The organism is Pseudomonas sp. PvP009 (assembly GCF_017832995.1).
Taxonomy (GTDB): Bacteria; Pseudomonadota; Gammaproteobacteria; order Pseudomonadales; family Pseudomonadaceae; genus Aquipseudomonas; species Aquipseudomonas syringae.
Genome location: NZ_JAFIBG010000001.1, coordinates 4,780,864 through 4,797,185 on the forward strand (window position 1 = coordinate 4,780,864; position 16,322 = coordinate 4,797,185).

General features: G+C 57.3%; 19 protein-coding genes and 1 pseudogene. 10 read left to right on the forward strand and 10 right to left on the reverse strand.

Annotation, left to right across the window (positions count from 1 at the left end; all coding sequences use genetic code 11):
• Nucleotides 1-34 precede the first annotated feature (34 nt).
• The 7 genes from JOE29_RS20650 to JOE29_RS20680 all read right to left on the reverse strand — a co-directional run bounded on the left by JOE29_RS20650 (nt 35) and on the right by JOE29_RS20680 (nt 6,962).
• Nucleotides 35-781 (reverse strand): HAD family hydrolase, encoded by a 747-nt coding sequence (locus JOE29_RS20650; RefSeq protein WP_210079816.1) that lies wholly within the window; start codon nt 779-781, stop codon nt 35-37.
• Complete coding sequence (locus JOE29_RS20655) at nt 782-1,732, reverse strand: HpcH/HpaI aldolase/citrate lyase family protein (RefSeq protein WP_103363300.1); 951 nt, start codon at nt 1,730-1,732, stop codon at nt 782-784.
• Nucleotides 1,732-2,826, reverse strand: a complete 1,095-nt coding sequence (locus tag JOE29_RS20660) for a cysteine protease StiP family protein (RefSeq protein WP_074956268.1) — start codon at nt 2,824-2,826, stop codon at nt 1,732-1,734. The genes JOE29_RS20655 and JOE29_RS20660 overlap by 1 nt, the downstream gene beginning before the upstream one ends.
• On the reverse strand, nt 2,819-3,577 hold the full coding sequence (locus JOE29_RS20665) for a trehalose phosphatase (RefSeq protein ID WP_122336220.1): 759 nt from the start codon (nt 3,575-3,577) through the stop codon (nt 2,819-2,821). Before JOE29_RS20665 ends, JOE29_RS20660 begins: the two co-directional genes overlap by 8 nt.
• The gene (locus JOE29_RS20670; protein ID WP_210079817.1) at nt 3,570-4,703 is read right to left on the reverse strand and encodes a phosphoribosyltransferase domain-containing protein; all 1,134 of its coding nucleotides are present in this window, start codon (nt 4,701-4,703) and stop codon (nt 3,570-3,572) included. The genes JOE29_RS20665 and JOE29_RS20670 overlap by 8 nt, the downstream gene beginning before the upstream one ends.
• 66 nt (nt 4,704-4,769) lie before the next feature.
• Nucleotides 4,770-5,909, reverse strand: a complete 1,140-nt coding sequence (locus JOE29_RS20675; protein WP_210079818.1) for a trypsin-like peptidase domain-containing protein — start codon at nt 5,907-5,909, stop codon at nt 4,770-4,772.
• Between the two features lie 54 nt (nt 5,910-5,963).
• A complete protein-coding gene (locus tag JOE29_RS20680) occupies nt 5,964-6,962 on the reverse strand; it encodes an ATP-grasp domain-containing protein (protein ID WP_046266186.1) in 999 nt (332 codons plus the stop codon).
• A 119-nt stretch (nt 6,963-7,081) separates the two neighbouring features.
• Here JOE29_RS20680 and JOE29_RS20685 point away from each other — a divergent pair, with 119 nt between their 5' ends.
• Nucleotides 7,082-7,621 (forward strand): DUF1523 family protein, encoded by a 540-nt coding sequence (locus JOE29_RS20685; RefSeq protein WP_210079819.1) that lies wholly within the window; start codon nt 7,082-7,084, stop codon nt 7,619-7,621.
• Nucleotides 7,622-7,668: 47 nt separating this feature from the next.
• Here JOE29_RS20685 and JOE29_RS20690 read toward each other — a convergent pair whose 3' ends face one another.
• The gene (locus JOE29_RS20690) at nt 7,669-8,361 is read right to left on the reverse strand and encodes a DUF433 domain-containing protein (protein ID WP_338129179.1); all 693 of its coding nucleotides are present in this window, start codon (nt 8,359-8,361) and stop codon (nt 7,669-7,671) included.
• Between the two features lie 191 nt (nt 8,362-8,552).
• Between JOE29_RS20690 and JOE29_RS25665 the strand changes: the two are divergent.
• Nucleotides 8,553-8,785 (forward strand): annotated as a pseudogene (locus JOE29_RS25665) (helix-turn-helix domain-containing protein); the annotation flags it as partial.
• Between the two features lie 260 nt (nt 8,786-9,045).
• Here the strand turns inward: JOE29_RS25665 and JOE29_RS20695 are convergent.
• Nucleotides 9,046-9,477, reverse strand: coding sequence for a pilin (locus JOE29_RS20695; RefSeq protein WP_103694589.1), 432 nt, complete (start codon nt 9,475-9,477; stop codon nt 9,046-9,048).
• A gap of 226 nt (nt 9,478-9,703) precedes the next feature.
• Here JOE29_RS20695 and pilB point away from each other — a divergent pair, with 226 nt between their 5' ends.
• From pilB to yacG, 5 genes are read left to right on the forward strand one after another with little or no spacing between them, the layout of a single operon-like run.
• Nucleotides 9,704-11,398 (forward strand): type IV-A pilus assembly ATPase PilB, encoded by a 1,695-nt coding sequence (pilB, locus tag JOE29_RS20700; protein WP_103694577.1) that lies wholly within the window; start codon nt 9,704-9,706, stop codon nt 11,396-11,398.
• Between the two features lie 2 nt (nt 11,399-11,400).
• Nucleotides 11,401-12,618: a type II secretion system F family protein gene (locus JOE29_RS20705; RefSeq protein ID WP_100073388.1), complete on the forward strand. Its 1,218-nt coding sequence runs from the start codon at nt 11,401-11,403 to the stop codon at nt 12,616-12,618.
• Nucleotide 12,619: 1 nt separating this feature from the next.
• Nucleotides 12,620-13,492: an A24 family peptidase gene (locus JOE29_RS20710; RefSeq protein WP_024638544.1), complete on the forward strand. Its 873-nt coding sequence runs from the start codon at nt 12,620-12,622 to the stop codon at nt 13,490-13,492.
• Nucleotides 13,489-14,112: a dephospho-CoA kinase gene (gene coaE, locus JOE29_RS20715; protein WP_058823244.1), complete on the forward strand. Its 624-nt coding sequence runs from the start codon at nt 13,489-13,491 to the stop codon at nt 14,110-14,112. Before JOE29_RS20710 ends, coaE begins: the two co-directional genes overlap by 4 nt.
• Entirely contained in the window at nt 14,109-14,318 is a 210-nt protein-coding gene (yacG, locus tag JOE29_RS20720; RefSeq protein WP_002552020.1) for a DNA gyrase inhibitor YacG, read from the forward strand. Before coaE ends, yacG begins: the two co-directional genes overlap by 4 nt.
• A 125-nt stretch (nt 14,319-14,443) precedes the next feature.
• Here yacG and JOE29_RS20725 read toward each other — a convergent pair whose 3' ends face one another.
• Nucleotides 14,444-14,905 carry a hypothetical protein gene (locus JOE29_RS20725; protein ID WP_003345128.1) on the reverse strand — a complete coding sequence of 154 codons (462 nt, stop codon included), beginning with the start codon at nt 14,903-14,905 and terminating at the stop codon, nt 14,444-14,446.
• Nucleotides 14,906-15,030: 125 nt separating this feature from the next.
• Between JOE29_RS20725 and JOE29_RS20730 the strand changes: the two genes are divergently transcribed.
• Genes JOE29_RS20730 through JOE29_RS25670 form a run of 3 tightly spaced genes read left to right on the forward strand, consistent with a single transcriptional unit; the run spans nt 15,031 to nt 16,311 of the window.
• Nucleotides 15,031-15,660: a DUF1780 domain-containing protein gene (locus JOE29_RS20730; RefSeq protein WP_003430735.1), complete on the forward strand. Its 630-nt coding sequence runs from the start codon at nt 15,031-15,033 to the stop codon at nt 15,658-15,660.
• The gene (locus tag JOE29_RS20735; RefSeq protein ID WP_046269799.1) at nt 15,657-16,190 is read left to right on the forward strand and encodes an MOSC domain-containing protein; all 534 of its coding nucleotides are present in this window, start codon (nt 15,657-15,659) and stop codon (nt 16,188-16,190) included. Before JOE29_RS20730 ends, JOE29_RS20735 begins: the two co-directional genes overlap by 4 nt.
• A complete protein-coding gene (locus JOE29_RS25670) occupies nt 16,075-16,311 on the forward strand; it encodes a DUF3094 family protein (protein ID WP_348635026.1) in 237 nt (78 codons plus the stop codon). The genes JOE29_RS20735 and JOE29_RS25670 overlap by 116 nt, the downstream gene beginning before the upstream one ends.
• Nucleotides 16,312-16,322: the final 11 nt, after the last annotated feature.

Sequence of the window (16,322 nt, forward strand, 5' to 3'; positions counted from 1 at the left end):
GTGACGTTGGATTTCGGATAAAAGTGTTACAGCCTTACCGTGTTGGCCCGTCTTTGCCATCAGGATTGTGTAACTTGGCGTTAACGGGGCCTTTATAACGGCCTCGACGCCACGTCGGATGGAACAAACGCCAGTGCGCATCCTGAGCAGCGGCGAGCAATTCGTGGTCACCCCGGGTGTCGCCCCAGGCGCGAACCCGGAACTGGTTCAGCGGCCCATAGACGCTCTCCAGCCGTGCAACTTTCGAGTCGCAGCGGCAGTTGCTGCCTTCTATCAAGCCGGTCAACTTGCCGTCGATCACTTCCAGATTGGTACCGATCAGCTCTACTTTGAGGCGATCAGCGAACGGTTGCAGGACCATAGCAGGCGATGCTGAACAAAGCGTGACAATGGCGCCCTTCTCGATTTCAGCGGCGATGGACTCCAGCGCAGCAGGACGCATCAGGCGTTTCCAGTGCGACTGGCAGAACGCTTCAGCCTTCTGCTGCAGCCATTGCACTTCAACACCGCTCAGAAAAGCCTTGATCAGGCGGCCCTTGAGTTCGTCGCGGGTCAGGCGCTTGGCCAGGTAGCCGATGCTGGGCAGCACCAGCCGCGCCATGCGCACCGAAAAGGCACGTTGCCCGAAGGCGAATTTGAGAAACGGGACAAAACTGTCGTGGCGGGTAATGGTCCCGTCGAAATCGAAAACCGCCAGCAGGCGCTGTTCCACTTCGATTTCAAGGTCGGGCCCTACAGGCTCAAGATCAGGTCCTGCGGTTTCAAGGTCAGGTTCTATCATCTAGCTAACTGCCTCAGCGAGTCGAATGCTGGCATCCATGATCGAAGCGGGTGCGGATAACACTCCATGCCATTTGGCGCGCTCCATGATGTGGGCTGCCCATTTGTAGTGGGTAGCCGGTTCACACATCGCGTCGTTGTACTTGAACACTGCGGGGGCCACAGAGTTCAAAATCATCCGGGCGGAGTTCATGTCCTCCAGACTGACGCGTAGCGCATTCTGAATGATATTGACCTGCGAGGGGTGAATTGCCGTTTTACCGACCAATCCATTGGTAATATCCAGCGCCAGTTCATGCTGCAGAATGTCCGGAGTGGCCAGGTGCTCGAACACCGGTGCGGTGAGCGCAAAGCCCTGCGCACCCATGACACCCGCCAGCATGGGGATGACATACCCCATCGGCGTCGAATACAGGGTCATGGCCGGATTGCGGCGCAGCCCCAGGCAGCCCATCAGGTCATTACCCCCGATGCGTAGCGCAATGATCCGCTCGTACAGACTGGCCTTCAAGGCTTCCCCCAACTCGACCATCGCTGTCGGATTGAACACCTCGGGGGTTTCCAGTGTAGGCATCAACGCCAGCGAAGGATTGGTGACGGCCTGCTCCCAGCTCGTCAGACTTTTCAACGAGAGCTTGGGCACAACGAAACCGTCGACGTGCGCCATCAGCGGCCAGTCGTTGAGAATGCGCGCCATCGCTGCGTCCCTCGGCCGCACGAACAGCAGCGGACCGTTGGCCGGACGACCGCCACGATCGCGGATACGGGTGAGTACCTGGCGAAGATTGAGCAACGCCGTGTCGACATCGGTCAGCGCCACGGCGTCTTCCAGGCAGACGACCAGCGAACGCAGCTCGGGAATCTTTTCACCGAACACCACATCGACGATGTCGTCCCGGGTCGCGGGCATATACAGCGTTGCCCCCAGCGCATAAGGCGAGAATAAGGCCATTAGCTCAGACTCCGAATGATGGTCACGGCCCGATAGGGCCCCAGGAGATCACCCACTTCTTCGACGGGAATCCCCGCTTTTTCGGTCAGGTGCAACAGCAATTGCACGTCGCTGTCAGCCAGGTTGCGCACCAGTACGTGATCCGGCACGCGGCGCATGACCGCTCTGGTGGCTTCGGCAATGCCCGGCTTGATGCGATTGAAGTTATTGATCCTGAAGCGCTCGGCCAGACGGTCGACCACCTGTGATGCGGCGGCCTTGAGTTCGGTTCGCTGAGCCAGCGTCCAGGGTGTCAGTGTGAGCGTAGAACTGTTTTGACGACGCTGGCTGTCGATCTGTTCAATAAAAGACTGCGTGACGTCGTGCTCCCGCAACTGCTCGTACACCACGCAACCGTGCAGCCCGCCGTCCGTCGGCCAGATAGAGCGCGACACCAGACCGGACACCGTGGCACCGAGAATGCCGGACGGAATCACCCAGTCTTCTGCCGACGCTGCCAGCCAGGCGCTGCCGCACGGATCGGCCAGCACCACCAGCCGAGGTTGATCCGGGAAGCGTTTATCGCCCGCCAGGCTGCGACGGATCTCCCCCGATATCGCGCCCTTGCCGGTCCAGCCGTCGACGAACACGATGTTCTGCGCGCCGTGGGCCTGAATGATGGCCTCAAGCGCCACCGTATCAATGCCACGATCACGGACGATACTGATGCCGTAGTGGTGCGCTTCGCGACCCAGATCGATCAGCGCCCGCCGCAACAACACGCCCAGCGGCAGACCGGCGCGCACGAACGACACCAGAATGATTTCAGCGCCTGCGCACTCGCGGGCGAGCGCCTGGGCCAGGGCCTGTACATCGTCGGCCATGCGCGCGCCATTCTGCTCGAGCGCCCGCTCATACAGCGCCTTGTGGGCGACGCTGGGGGCCGACTCTTCGCTGATCATTTCCGAATAGTGTTTCTGTCGCGTCTGAATCAGGCGCTCCTTCTCCTCGACGCTGGTGGTCTGTAGCGCCACGCCGCGCAACAGAAAATGCACATCATCGTGCAGGTAACTGCCGCTGCCGACCGTATCGAGCCCGTGAACGGGATCACTCATGCGTTGCTCCGACAAACATTTTCGCCAACTGACTGCGGGCAGGTGTCGCCCACCAGTGGCACTCGTCCATGAAACCCAGATCGGTAATGCTGTCGCCAAAACCGAGCACCGGGCGTTCGCCATTGATCGCCTTGTCGCGCCGCAGCCACTCCTGGACCGCGTAACGCTTGGCCAGCCCTTCGGGCAGGAAAGCCAGATTGTTGCCGTTGCCATGGATATGCATGCCGTCGAGCAAGCCCCGCGCCTGCACTTCGGCCAGTACTTTGCCGAGGATGCTGTCATCGCTCTCGTTGTGCTTGGTCACCACGTAATGGAACAGCTGCGCCTCTTCGACCACCCAGCCGCGCAGTGAAAACCCCAGCTTCTGACCGATCGCCAGCGTCGTCGCTGACAGCTCATGCAGGCGCGACTGGTAACTGGCCAGGGTCTGTTTCATCTGTTCGTTCCAGTCATGGTCCAGCCGTCCCATGACATCGAGCATCACGCCACCATGGGAGCAGATCGCACCTGCGGTGAACGGCAGTTTGACCCGGCTGTAGGCCTCGACACTGCGCGCCGTCACCGGCACCACATCAGAATGCGCCAGCAACCAGTGCGCGAACGACTTCTGCACGTTGGTCATGTAGCCGTTGGCATTACCCGTGATGTCCAGGGTTGCGACATGCTTTTCAATGCCAGCCGGGGTTTTGCGCGCGGTCTGGAACAGCGTGTCGTCCAGGTCGACGAAGATCAGCGGACGGTCGTTACTCATCGCAGATGACCTCGGCGTTCAGTGCTTCGATCAGCTCGGCAGGCACGGCCTGCCTTGGGGTTTCGGTACAGATCAGCACCCGATCGAACTGACCCGGCCGCACGTTGTAGAGGAAGTTGGGGATGCCCAGTCCATAGTTGTCGGAGAACGACAGCGCATGATCAATGGCATGACCGAGTGCAATCGGTGAACGGCTGGTGGAACTGAAATGCACGTCGGCTCCGGCCTTCTCCAGACGCTCGGCGAGCAGGAACGGGCGCCAGACGAACTCACTGGTGCCAACCACCAGAATGCGTTCGCCCTTTTTGACGGTAATGCCGGGCGCCAGCGTATCGGCCACCGACAGCACACCCATGCGCCCCCAGTCGTTGGCAGTGACCAGCGGCCAGTCACCCATGGCGACGGTGCCGACTTCCGGCATCTCCGGCAGCGGCGCGCTTAGGTCTTCATCAAAGGAGTACGAGCCTTGCAGCAGCGAGACCTGCTCTGCCACTGCGCCCATCGAGGTACTGACCGCGCCCGCCGACCAGTCGGTGAGCACGCAGGTCACTACCCGCTCGATCTTGCTCAACCCCGCCTCCACCAGCGCCTGATGCAGGTTGATGAAGGTCTTGCCTGTCGACGCCTCGTCATCGACCAGCACCAGCGAACGGGCACCGAGCATCATCTCGCGTAACGCCGGATCAACGGGCAGGTGGATCAGATGAGCGCTGGCGTGGCTGTGCTCTTCTTCAAAGCGGGCGAACAGCACGCTGCCGGTCGGATGGCGCGTACTGACCATGTACAAGGCATCCGGGCGCGTTGCGCTGTAGGCACGGTGTACGCCGGCGCCGAGGCCCACGGCGGTTTCGGCCATGCCGATGACCAGCACCGGGCCGGGCAGGTCTGCGGGAATCTTGTGCGCCAGGTCCTGAAAACTTTTCAGCATCACGCTCGGGCGCGCAGGGATGTGGCGTCCCAACACTCGGGACACGAAGAGAAACGCTCGCTTGGGGTTACGCCGCTCGGCGAAGCCGAACAGTGAATCCGGAGCGATGGTGGACGAATCGACGCTGACATCGAGACGACCACGAAGCAGATCAGCACGAAGCTTTGTAGGGTTGGAAAAAGCTGCGCTGCTGTCCATCGATATATTCCTGATTAGCGGGGCCGCAGCCCCTGACGCCTGCAGACCAGCCAGGCAACACCGACTTCATTGGCGAGAGGCTTCAACGAGCCATAACGACGACTGAGCGGTGCGTGAGATTTCTGTGGTGGTGTACGACCTTTCCGGGCGGGCATGCGCAGCGTCGATGCGGCACGCCTGCAGAAAGGCCAGTAACAGTGCGGACTTCACGGCGAAGTTCATGTTTTGCCCGTCCGGTACGGTTGAGGTCACCATGCCAATCACCGCGCCCCCGTTGTCGAATAACGGGCTGCCACTGGACCCCGGCTGTATCGGTGCCGTGAACTGAAACAGGCTGGCATCGTTGTGCAGGCCGAACAGACCGGAGATCCCGCCCTGAGTCACCTGCAACCCGCCACCTGAAATGGACGCCAGTGGATAGCCCAAAACCGCTACGGTATCACCCGGCTCACAGCCCTGCCCGTCCCGGAATGTAACCGGAGACAACAACGGTGCGCCCTGCACGCGCAGCAGCGCGATGTCGTTGCGACGGTCGATGACCACTGGCTCGGCCTTGTAACGGCCCTCCAGTGAAGTGATGTAGAACACGCCCATGTCTTCGATGACATGCGCACAGGTCATGACGTGCGCCGGGCCGACCACGAACGCTGTGCCGGTCGCCGACTCATGCCGTGGCCCGCCACCCGAACCCGCAGACGGGCGGCGCGGATGACGGTCGTCGACGTCCAGACCGATCTTGCGCCCGAACGCCGACAGTCCATACGCCGAGCCTTCGCTCAGCGCGCGGAATTTCCATTGCTCATTGCGCTGGTAGAACTCGCCGATGATGATCGCCGCTTCGCCGTTATCGCGCAGGTCCAGGCGGTGCTCGATGTCGCCATCGACTTTGAGGTGCAGGCTGCCGATATCACGGATCGGCCCCATGGCCGCATAGACGTAGACCATCAGCAGCACGCGATCACTGCCTGTCGGCAACCTGTCCAGCCTTAACGTGCAGCCAACGTCCTGAGGGCCGCCGCTCCACTCCATCCAGCCTTGTTCCTGTTGCAGCAGCGCTGGATCGCCCATCGGCTGGCGCTTGTCGTTAACCGCCAGCAAGGCGACCGCTGCGTACTCACCAAAAACCGAAGACTTACCGCTCTCCAGATTCCAGGAGCAGTGGGCGTTAGCTAAAGCAGTGTTTGCACCTGGCGCAAGAAGCTTCATGCCCGATCCTCCCTGATAAGAGCGATTAGTGATAGCAAAAATCTATTATCACGATCAAACCGAGGCCCGTACAGCGACCGTGATGGCCTTGACGCGGATATCTTCGAGCCAATGTGTTTCCGGTTCTTTCAAGCCGAGACGCCGTGCCGCGAAAATACCCGGCAGGTTGACGCCGGTTTCACGGGTGTAGCCAATGCCCCCTGAATAACGCGGGTTGATCTCCAGCAAGCGCGGCTTGCCATCCGCGTCGTCGCGGGTCTGCACATTGATCAGCCCGTCGCAGGCAAAATGCTCCGCCGCGCGGACTGCCAGTTTTACCGCTTCGCTGTCACGCTCGAAGGTCTGATTGAGCCCAACCTTGCGCCGCCCGACGAAGGCAACCGCCTTGCCGTGCTCGCAGACCATGTCCACCGAACACTCACTGCCCGGCATATACGGCATGAGCAGCATCGCCGGCACGTCATCAGCCTGACGATAAGCATTAAGGTACGCCTGAAAGGTCGTTTCACGCGCATCGGGGTTGGCGAAACAACGAAAATCGTCAACGTCGGTCTTGAAGCGCCAAAAGCCGCGCCCGTAAATCCCGACCACCGGCTTGATGCACACCTCGCCAGACACCGCCAGCGCATCGTAAGCCGCCTGCAACTCCTCGGCATTGCTGACGGCAATCCCCGGAATACACGCCAGCCCCGCCGCCTCGGCCGCTGCCGTGAAACGACTCTTGTCATCGACATCCATGAAGGTCTGCTGGGACGTTCCGCCGGTAACGAGGTCCAACCCTTCAGCGACAAAACGCGCACGCTGCGCTTCGTAAAAGCTGCCTATCCGGCCGGCGACAATAATCTTGACGCCCAGCGAGCGAGCGGTGTGCAGCACCCAGTCGATACGCTCGTCGTTATCGACCGGCTCTTGCAGCGCCACATCGGCCTGCCCGGTGATTTCGGAGCGCTGCTGGCGATGCGAAGCGATGATCTGCACCGACGCAGGCAGCGCATCGCGCGCGCCCATGATCACTTCACGCTGGCTGGATTGCCCTTCAAGGAACCAAATCATGTCAATCTCCGGGAGACAACGCCGTCAGCAACGGCCTTGTCGAATTTTGTAATAACTGTTTTGCTTCGAAATGTTCGGATTAGGGCAAAGTCACGCAATTTTAAACAGAGGACGCTGGTATGAAGTGGCTGAGAAGGTCGATTTGGCTTGTAGTATTCGTTGCACTGGGGATCGGCGCATTAAGCCTCTACTACGTCCTGCCGCGCCATGATGTCGTGATGATCACCGGCGTGGAAGTCAAAAGAATGGACGCCGACGGCGTCATCAACGCCGAAAACCCCGCAGACGGCCCGACCCGCGACGTGTACTTCATCAACACCGAAGACCCGGACAGCAAGAAAGTCGTGGTCTACCGCAACGAAGACACCGGCTGGAGCTTCCCGTGGTACTTCAAATTCGACTCCGCCGACATCCAGGCCAAAGCCCAGGGCTACTCGCGTGACTCCCAGCAACTGGCTTTGATTCGCTACTACGGCTGGCGGATAACCATCCTGTCGATGTTTCCCAACGTGACAGAGGTTGAGGCGGTGACGAGTCGTGATCAGCCGTTTCCGATTTTTAACACGATCTTTTTTGTGGTGGTGGGGTTGCTGGTGGTTGTGGTTGGGGTGAGGAGGAGGTTTAAAGGGCGGGCGCGGGTTGATGGGGTGGCGCGGTAGAAGCCAATCCCTAACCTGAGCAGTCAACTACTGCCTGGCCACGTATCTTAAGCTGCGTGGCTACGCTCATAGTTAACGGCTGCTTTCACTGCGACAGGCGCAATCTCATAGAGTAAAGCCACACGCTTCGCGTTCTGGCCTTCAGCTAGATAAGAATGATAGATCGTTGCTGTGTCGATTCCCGTTGTTGCCAACACCGGTTTGCCAAAATTCCTTGCCGGGTCCAAAACAACTGCCTTGCTTCGCTTTACCGGATACCAGCGCTTTGCCGACTCTTCACCTGCGTAATCAATGCCCTCGTACAGAGAGGGCGTAATGACCTGCTTGAACGCGTATTGCCGCTTCACCAGATCCAGCAGAGCCTCATCACCCGTTTCATCCAGGACGGTCGCGAAAATATCCCGACCGTCGGTTTGAAAGCGTCTGCACGTAAACGGGTAGAGCTGACCGAACATTTCTCTGGCTTGTAACGAGGCGCTGCGAATCGCTTGCAAGCTGACGCAGTGCTGGCGAAATGCATGAACAAAACGAATTTCCAGCAGGTCGTGGAAGCCGAGCAGCTTGTCGTTCAGAAATGCGACCTCTGGCGTCCAGAGGCCGGGGTGATCGACGCCTGCCGCGCTATAGCCAAACATCCATGTACGAATGTCCTTTGCTGGAATGCCAGTGTATGAGGACGCTTCTGCTGGGGTGTATAGGCCCACACCGAGGAGGCGACCGGGTAATGCGGTGGTGTTCATAGCCCCTCTCTTCTCATGTGTGGAGTAATCAGGTGGGTAATTCTGGGCTTGATTCGGATATCTATCAACGGACGTTTTGATAACCGAAGCGGATCAGGAAGTGACCTAATGCAAAAGCTGAAATGTCCTACCATGGCACGCAATAAAACCGCGTACTAAAAACAAAATGTCCCGGCGGATCAATTTGCCAAGGCGTTTTCGTTTGAACAAATCTTTTGTGGAGTGTGAGTGGCGGCCCTAGGCGATTTGGCAAGCTTCGCGTCGACATTCCGGGCATTTCGGCAAATATTCTGCCGTGCGGCCTAATGAGATGGAGGAGAAAGGTGTTGTTGTTCGGGATGTGCTGGCTAAGTCGCTGCCTTGGGTTGAGTACGGTCTTTCGCCGTTGGGGTTGGAATTGTTGCAAGCGAGTGAGCGAAACTAAAAGGTCTGAGTTGCGAGGCGAGTGCCACGATATGGCTACCTAAGGTATCAGCACAGATCCGAGGCTGCGATAAATAGCGACTTGGTAATCAATTTAAACAAATGAGGCCCGGTCAAAAAGTTCCGGGCCTCATCGTTTAGAGGAACAAAAGTAGCAATCACACCCGTTTCCAGCGCTTTAGGAGCGTCGAAATCTTAAAGACTTTAACGGTCCAAAAAATCAGCATGGTGCTGGCAAATTTCAAGCGTCATTACCTTCAATTACCTGCAGTTAGCAGGAAGGTGCTTGGCAAGGCCGGCAACCCTTACGCAAGTCCAGGTTATCTGGTCGTTAGGGGAAGCTTGCACCGGATTGAGGTTGAAGATGGGCTGTACTGTAGCTCCGGTTTCCTTGGTAGTAACAGTGATAGCACCGCCCGCCCCTACAGCCACGGCAGCAACGTATGAGTTCGGACCAGCAACTTGGTTAAATACAAACCCTGAGTTCGCAGCCGTGACGTTAGCAACACCGCCAACGTTCGCAGCAGTTTCGGCAACTGCCAGCTTTGCTGAAGCCGCCTGCGTCAAACCTTCAGTAACCTTACTTCTGATTGTGTAGTCCTGATAGGCAGGCAGCGCAACCGCCGCCAAAATACCGATAATCGCTACAACGATCATCAATTCGATCAATGTAAAACCTTTTTGTGCTTTCATCGCGTACTTCTCCGAGGCGTCAATTAGGTAGTGCCTTGGGAGCGGGGAAGCACAGGTCGTGCCAGAACTCATTTTCAACTGCCGTTATCGCCAATACGCTCTATCTGCAGCGATAGACGTTCTGAAATCCGCAGAAACTGACAATTTTCGTCACATCCCTCACTGTCATTTGGCAGCAAAGCCCGACTGCGCTATAACCCATTCATTGTCTGTGTCTGGTGGTTTTATGACTGATGCTGTCCTCACTGGCTTGGCCAAACAATTGGTCCTCGCCGAGCTACTTACTGAATCTGTTGCGCAACAAGCGTATCAACAGGCGCGCCGTGACAAGATTTCGTTGGTGAGCTATCTGGTTCAGAACAAATTAGTCAAAAGCCTGACGCTGGCAGAAATGGCTTCCGAGCAGTTTGGCGTGCCATTCATGGATCTCGCCAGCCTTGACAAGGAAAGCCAGCCTAAAGGATTGGTCAGTGAAAAACTGGTTCGCCAACATCACGCGCTGCCCCTGTGGCGACGCGGTAACAAGCTATTTATCGGAATTTCAGATCCGACCAATCATCAGGCGGTCACCGATATTCAGTTCAGTACTGGCCTGAATACCGAAGCGATTCTGGTCGAAGATGACAAGCTGACTACCGCGATAGATCGATTCTTTGACAGTGATAGCGGTCTGGGCAACCTGGAAGATGTGGATCTGGGTCTGGATATTGAACCGGCTGATGGCAAGGAAACTTCCCTCGCTACGCAGAATGACGCAGACGATGCCCCGGTGGTGCGCTTCGTCAACAAAATGTTGATGGACGCTATTCGGTTAGGATCGTCCGACCTGCACTTTGAGCCTTACGAAAAGATCTTCCGCGTGCGGTTGCGTACCGACGGCATCTTGCATGAAGTCGCTAGACCACCAATTCATTTGGCGAACCGTATCGCCGCGCGCTTGAAAGTGATGGCCAGCCTGGATATCTCGGAACGACGCAAACCGCAGGACGGACGCGTCAAGTTACGTGTGTCCAAAACAAAAGCCATCGATTTTCGTATGAACACCTTACCCACGTTGTGGGGCGAGAAGATCGTAATGCGGATCCTCGATCCGACCAGTGCGCAGATGGGCATTGATGCGCTGGGCTACGAGCCAGAACAAAAGGCATTGTATCTGGAGGCGCTGAAGCAGCCGCAAGGTATGATTCTCGTAACCGGCCCGACAGGCTCCGGTAAGACAGTGTCCCTGTATACCGGGCTGAATATACTCAATACCGTGGATATCAATATTTCTACAGCCGAAGATCCGGTGGAGATCAACCTGGAAGGCATCAATCAGGTCAACGTCAACCCGCGCCAGGGACTGGACTTTTCCCAAGCCTTGCGCGCATTTTTGCGTCAAGATCCCGACGTGATCATGGTCGGCGAGATACGAGACCTGGAAACTGCCGAAATCGCCATCAAGGCCTCGCAGACTGGCCATATGGTGCTCTCAACTCTGCACACCAACAGCGCCGCGGAAACGCTGACTCGCCTGCACCATATGGGCGTTGCAGCATTCAATATTGCAACAGCGATCAACCTGATTATTGCGCAACGACTGGCGCGCAAGCTGTGTAGCCACTGCAAAAAAGAACTGGATATCCCTCGCGACACACTGATTCAGGAAGGCTTTCCAGAACAGAAAATTGGCACCTTCAAGATCTATGGTCCGGTGGGCTGCGAGCACTGCAATGGTGGTTACAGGGGCCGAGTAGGTATTTACGAAGTGGTCAAAAAAACACCGGAGCTGGAGCGCATCATCATGGAAGAAGGCAACTCATTGGAAATATCCAGACAAATGCGCAAGGACGGCTTCAATGACCTTCGCACATCGGGGCTTTCGAAAGCCATGCAAGGCATCACCAGCCTTGAAGAAGTCAACCGCGTGACCAAGGATTAAGCATGGCCAGCAAGGCAGTTAAAGTCAATATCTATACTTGGGAAGGCGTAGATAAAAAAGGCGGAAAACTCAGCGGTGAATTGAGCGGCCATAACCCGGCACTCATCAAGGCACAACTGCGTAAACAGGGTGTAAACCCTACCAAGGTGCGTAAAAAATCTGCTTCTATCTTCGGTAAAGGTAAAAAAATAAAACCATTGGACATCGCCTTTTTTTCTCGGCAAATGGCGACAATGATGAAAGCTGGCGTGCCGCTGCTACAGTCGTTCGACATTATTAGCGAGGGGGCAGAAAACCCAAATATGCGAGCATTGGTAAACTCGCTCAAGCAGGAAGTTTCGGCGGGAAATAGTTTTGCAACAGCCTTACGGCAAAAGCCTGAGTACTTTGACGACCTGTTCTGTAATTTAGTAGATGCGGGAGAGCAGGCGGGAGCACTCGAAAGTCTGTTGGACCGAGTCGCGACCTATAAAGAAAAAACAGAAAAACTCAAAGCCAAAATCAAGAAAGCAATGACCTATCCTGCGGCCGTGTTGATCGTTGCGGTGATCGTATCAGGTATTCTGCTCATAAAAGTTGTACCACAATTTCAATCGGTTTTTGCGGGTTTTGGCGCCGAGTTGCCAATGTTCACATTGATGGTTATCGGGCTTTCCGAGGTCATCCAGCAATGGTGGATAGCTATTGTTGTGGCGTTCTTTGCTAGCTTCTTTTTGTTCAAAAAGGCTTATAAAAAATCACAGAATTTTCGAGATAGTATTGATCGAATATTGTTGAAGATCCCGGTTATCGGACCGTTGATTTTTAAGTCATCCGTTGCACGTTACGCACGAACACTGGCAACTACCTTCGCTGCCGGCGTTCCGCTTGTGGAAGCGCTGGACTCGGTCGCAGGTGCAACAGGTAATGTGGTTTTTAAAAATGCGGTAAATAAAGTTAAACAAGACGTGTCCACAGGGATGCAGTTGAATTTTTCAATGCGTGCAACGGGAGTTTTTCCAAGCCTGGCAATCCAGATGACTGCGATCGGTGAAGAGTCCGGTGCTCTGGACAACATGCTGGATAAGGTCGCGACCTACTATGAGGATGAAGTCGATAACATGGTTGATAGCCTGACCAGCCTAATGGAGCCAATGATCATGGCCATACTCGGCGTCGTTGTCGGCGGCTTAGTGATTGCGATGTATTTGCCAATATTCAAACTAGGGGACGTTGCCTGACATGCCCCTCCTCGACCTCCTGGCCAGCTCCCCCCTGGCCTTCGTCATCACCTGCTGCATCCTCGGCCTGATCATCGGAAGCTTCCTCAACGTGGTCGTCTATCGCCTGCCAATAATGATGGAGCGCGACTGGAAAGCACAATCCCGTGAACTGCTCGGCCTGCCCGCCGAACCCGATCAGCCCGTCTTCAACCTGAACCGCCCCCGTTCCAGTTGCCCGCATTGCGCACACAAAATCCGCCCGTGGGAGAACCTGCCGGTGATCAGCTATCTGCTGCTGCGCGGCAAATGCTCGCAGTGCAAAGCGCCGATCAGCAAACGCTATCCGCTGGTCGAGCTGACCTGCGCAGTGTTGTCGGCCTACGTGGCCTGGCATTTCGGCTTTGGCTGGCAGGCGGCGGCAATGCTGGTACTGAGCTGGGGGCTGCTGGCGATGAGTCTGATAGATGCTGATCACCAGTTGTTACCTGATTCTCTGGTGCTGCCACTGCTGTGGCTGGGCCTGATCGTCAACGCCTTCGGGCTGTTCACCTCGCTGAATGATGCGCTGTGGGGTGCAGTGGCCGGGTATCTGGCGCTGTGGTCGGTGTTCTGGCTGTTCAAGCTGGTGACCGGCAAGGAAGGCATGGGTTATGGCGACTTCAAGTTGCTGGCCATGCTTGGCGCGTGGGGCGGCTGGCAGATTTTGCCGTTGACCATCCTGTTATCGTCGCTGGTGGGCGCGGTGCTTGGGGTGATCATGATGCGTGTGCGCAGGGTCGAAAGCGGTACGCCGATCCCCTTTGGTCCTTATCTGGCCATTGCGGGGTGGATCGCTTTGCTCTGGGGTGGTCAAATAACCGACTCTTACATGCAGTTTGCCGGTTTCAGATGACTCACCCTGATGAAAAACCCTGGATTCTTGGCCTGACTGGCGGCATCGGTAGCGGTAAAAGTGCAGCGGCGAAGTGTTTTAGCGACCTTGGCGTCGACACTGTGGATGCCGATCATGCCGCCCGCTGGGTAGTCGAGCCCGGGCGCCCGGCGCTGGAGCAGATAGCGGCGCACTTCGGTACAGGCGTGTTGCAGACCAGCGGCGAGCTGGATCGAGGCGCGCTGCGCAAGCTGATCTTCGAAAACCCCGAGCAGCGGCGCTGGCTGGAAGCGCTACTGCATCCGCTGATCAATCAGGAAATCGTCAGCCATCTGGCCGAGGCCAAATCGCCGTATGCCATTCTGGTCTCGCCATTGCTGGTCGAGTCCGGGCAATACCGCATGGTTCAGAGGCTGCTGGTGATCGATGCTCCGGCACACCTGCAGATAGAACGCACCATGCTGCGCGACAGCTCCAGCCAGGAGCAGGTCGAAGCCATTCTCAAGGTGCAGATCCAGCGTGAAGACCGCCTGCGTCATGCCAATGATGTGCTGGTCAACGACCGCGATCACGCTTGGCTTACCAGCGAAGTCGAGCGACTGCACCACTTTTACCTTACTTTGCGTGGAGGCCAATCATGAGCCAACCAATGACCGTTCAATGCCCAACCTGCGACGCCCCGGTGGAATGGAGCGCAGCCAGTCCGAGCCGCCCGTTCTGCTCCGAGCGCTGCAAACTGATCGACCTGGGGGCCTGGGCTTCTGAAGAGCATGCGATTCCGGTGAGCCCGGATGCCGAGGATGAGTTGTTCTCGGGTGATCTGGAGGCTCCGCACAGGGGACATTGATAACAAGTCGATGTGAAGCAACTCGCTTTACGCAACTACGAGGGCTATCTTTCAGCCGCATCTCAGGACGCCTGTGATGGCCCTTTCGCGAGCAAGCTCGCTCCCACGACGCTCATGTCCCGCGATCATTTATGCTCCAACGCAGCCCTCAACGCATCAGCACTGCCAAACTGCTGCTGACTGACCAACTGCCCGTCGCGCAACTGTAACCACAGCACTTTATCGTCATCGCCTGCGTACTGCGGCACGATGCGCGCGTCTCGATCGAGCATTACGCGGTAGCTGTAATCGCGCATTTTGGGGATGGCGAACATTTTGGCGATGATGGTTGGCATTTTCTGGATGTCAGCGACAAACACCGTGTGGCGTGATTCCAGAAAGCCTTTTGGCTTGTCCTGAAGGGCGGCATTCACCAGCTTGGCGGCGTCCATGCTGCGTGCGACCAGCAGGGTTTGTGTCTGGTTGTTCAGGGTGTAGGGCTGGTCATATTGATCGAGCAGTGTCCAAGAAGACAGACGCTCGCCGACTTGCAGGGCATTGGCGGTGAGGGGCAGCAAGGCCAGTAGCAAGATGGGCAGGAGCTTCACAGGTCGATCCTCGATAAAAGCAGCGCCTGCGACATTTATCGCAAGCGATCAAAAAATGAATTGCCAGTCTACACCCCTGCATTCACTCTTCCAGTCATGGCAACTTGAACGCTAAGCTTGGCCCTATGGATGACTCAGACTACCTGCGCCTGTTGACGATCCAGGCCGAACAAGCCAACGCCTTTCTGTCCAATGCGCGGAAGTGGGAGCGTGAGCGCTGGGTTTGTCAGCGCCTGTTGCAGGGGCTGAACATTGCCCATCGCAATGAGGACTTCACGCCTGCCACTCAGGAGCCGCCGGATGTGCTGTTTCGTGACGGGCGCTTCGAGGTGTTTTTCGTGCTGGATGAGGGTCGGCGTCTCAATGACGAGTGGCGCGAGGAGCTGGCGCGACGACGAAGCGCGTTCTCGTTGAGCCAGCTGGTACGTCGGGAGGCCAAGCCTAAGCGCATTCCGGCCTCTGAACTGCTGCACCGACTCGCCCCTACCCTGCGCAAGAAATCCACCAACTATCGCGAACGCGGCATTGATCTGGGCGGGCTGGATATCATCGCCTTCGCCAGCCTCAAGCGCGAGGTGCTGGACCTCAACAGTCACTTTCCACCACCGACCGAGTACCTGCGTCAGGGCTGGCGTTCGTTGTCGCTGGTGGGGCCGACCTTCGCTCGGGTATTGTTCGCGCATCCCGGCGCTCCGGATTTTCTGCGTACCAATCTGGGGCGCAGTGTCGTTTTCGATGTTGGAATCAGTTTATGAGCCCCTTGCAGGAACTGCTGGCCGATGTGCCGCAACAAGGTCGTGTGCGCTGGATAGGCGTGCGTCCGCAATCGCGGGTCGAGATGATCGAGCTGGATGCCGTGGAAGCGCGTCGCGAAGCGGGTCTGACCGGCGATCACTCGCGGCCCGGCCCGCGCAATGCGCGGCAGGTGACGCTGATCCAGTGGGAACATCTGGCGGTGGTTGGCTCGTTGCTGAACCGCGCGGCGGAGAACCCTATCGTGCCGCAGGATTTGCGGCGCAATCTGGTGATCAGTGGCATCAACCTGTTCAGCCTGAAGAATCGACGTTTCCGGATCGGTCAGGCGATTTTCGAAACCACCGGCTGGTGTCAGCCGTGTGCGCGACTTGAGCAACGCCTTGGTCACGGGACGTTCCAGGCGGTGCGCGGGCATGGTGGAATCACCGCGCGAGTGTTACAAAGCGGAATCATCCGCCTGGACGATACGCTGCAGGTCGAGCCGCTGGAAATCACCGATCCCTGGCCCCCTGCCCGACAGCACGCCTGAGGCAACGGATAAATTGAGCAGACACCTGAACCCGGAACCGCAAAGGTGTGTCGAAGAGTACCTTCAGGCACACCGGCATCCAGTCGAGCGCAGGCCGCTCCTGCCCCGGACAGTGTCGTGATGAACCCATTA

Coding starts and splice junctions, on each gene's coding strand:
- JOE29_RS20650 (WP_210079816.1), bottom strand. CDS start 781: ATGATAGAACCTGACCTTGAAACCGCAGGACCTGATCTTGAGCCTGTA.
- JOE29_RS20655 (WP_103363300.1), bottom strand. CDS start 1,732: ATGGCCTTATTCTCGCCTTATGCGCTGGGGGCAACGCTGTATATGCCC.
- JOE29_RS20660 (WP_074956268.1), bottom strand. CDS start 2,826: ATGAGTGATCCCGTTCACGGGCTCGATACGGTCGGCAGCGGCAGTTAC.
- JOE29_RS20665 (WP_122336220.1), bottom strand. CDS start 3,577: ATGAGTAACGACCGTCCGCTGATCTTCGTCGACCTGGACGACACGCTG.
- JOE29_RS20670 (WP_210079817.1), bottom strand. CDS start 4,703: ATGGACAGCAGCGCAGCTTTTTCCAACCCTACAAAGCTTCGTGCTGAT.
- JOE29_RS20675 (WP_210079818.1), bottom strand. CDS start 5,909: ATGAAGCTTCTTGCGCCAGGTGCAAACACTGCTTTAGCTAACGCCCAC.
- JOE29_RS20680 (WP_046266186.1), bottom strand. CDS start 6,962: ATGATTTGGTTCCTTGAAGGGCAATCCAGCCAGCGTGAAGTGATCATG.
- JOE29_RS20685 (WP_210079819.1), top strand. CDS start 7,082: ATGAAGTGGCTGAGAAGGTCGATTTGGCTTGTAGTATTCGTTGCACTG.
- JOE29_RS20690 (WP_338129179.1), bottom strand. CDS start 8,361: ATGAACACCACCGCATTACCCGGTCGCCTCCTCGGTGTGGGCCTATAC.
- JOE29_RS20695 (WP_103694589.1), bottom strand. CDS start 9,477: ATGAAAGCACAAAAAGGTTTTACATTGATCGAATTGATGATCGTTGTA.
- pilB (WP_103694577.1), top strand. CDS start 9,704: ATGACTGATGCTGTCCTCACTGGCTTGGCCAAACAATTGGTCCTCGCC.
- JOE29_RS20705 (WP_100073388.1), top strand. CDS start 11,401: ATGGCCAGCAAGGCAGTTAAAGTCAATATCTATACTTGGGAAGGCGTA.
- JOE29_RS20710 (WP_024638544.1), top strand. CDS start 12,620: ATGCCCCTCCTCGACCTCCTGGCCAGCTCCCCCCTGGCCTTCGTCATC.
- coaE (WP_058823244.1), top strand. CDS start 13,489: ATGACTCACCCTGATGAAAAACCCTGGATTCTTGGCCTGACTGGCGGC.
- yacG (WP_002552020.1), top strand. CDS start 14,109: ATGAGCCAACCAATGACCGTTCAATGCCCAACCTGCGACGCCCCGGTG.
- JOE29_RS20730 (WP_003430735.1), top strand. CDS start 15,031: ATGGATGACTCAGACTACCTGCGCCTGTTGACGATCCAGGCCGAACAA.
- JOE29_RS20735 (WP_046269799.1), top strand. CDS start 15,657: ATGAGCCCCTTGCAGGAACTGCTGGCCGATGTGCCGCAACAAGGTCGT.
- JOE29_RS25670 (WP_348635026.1), top strand. CDS start 16,075: ATGGTGGAATCACCGCGCGAGTGTTACAAAGCGGAATCATCCGCCTGG.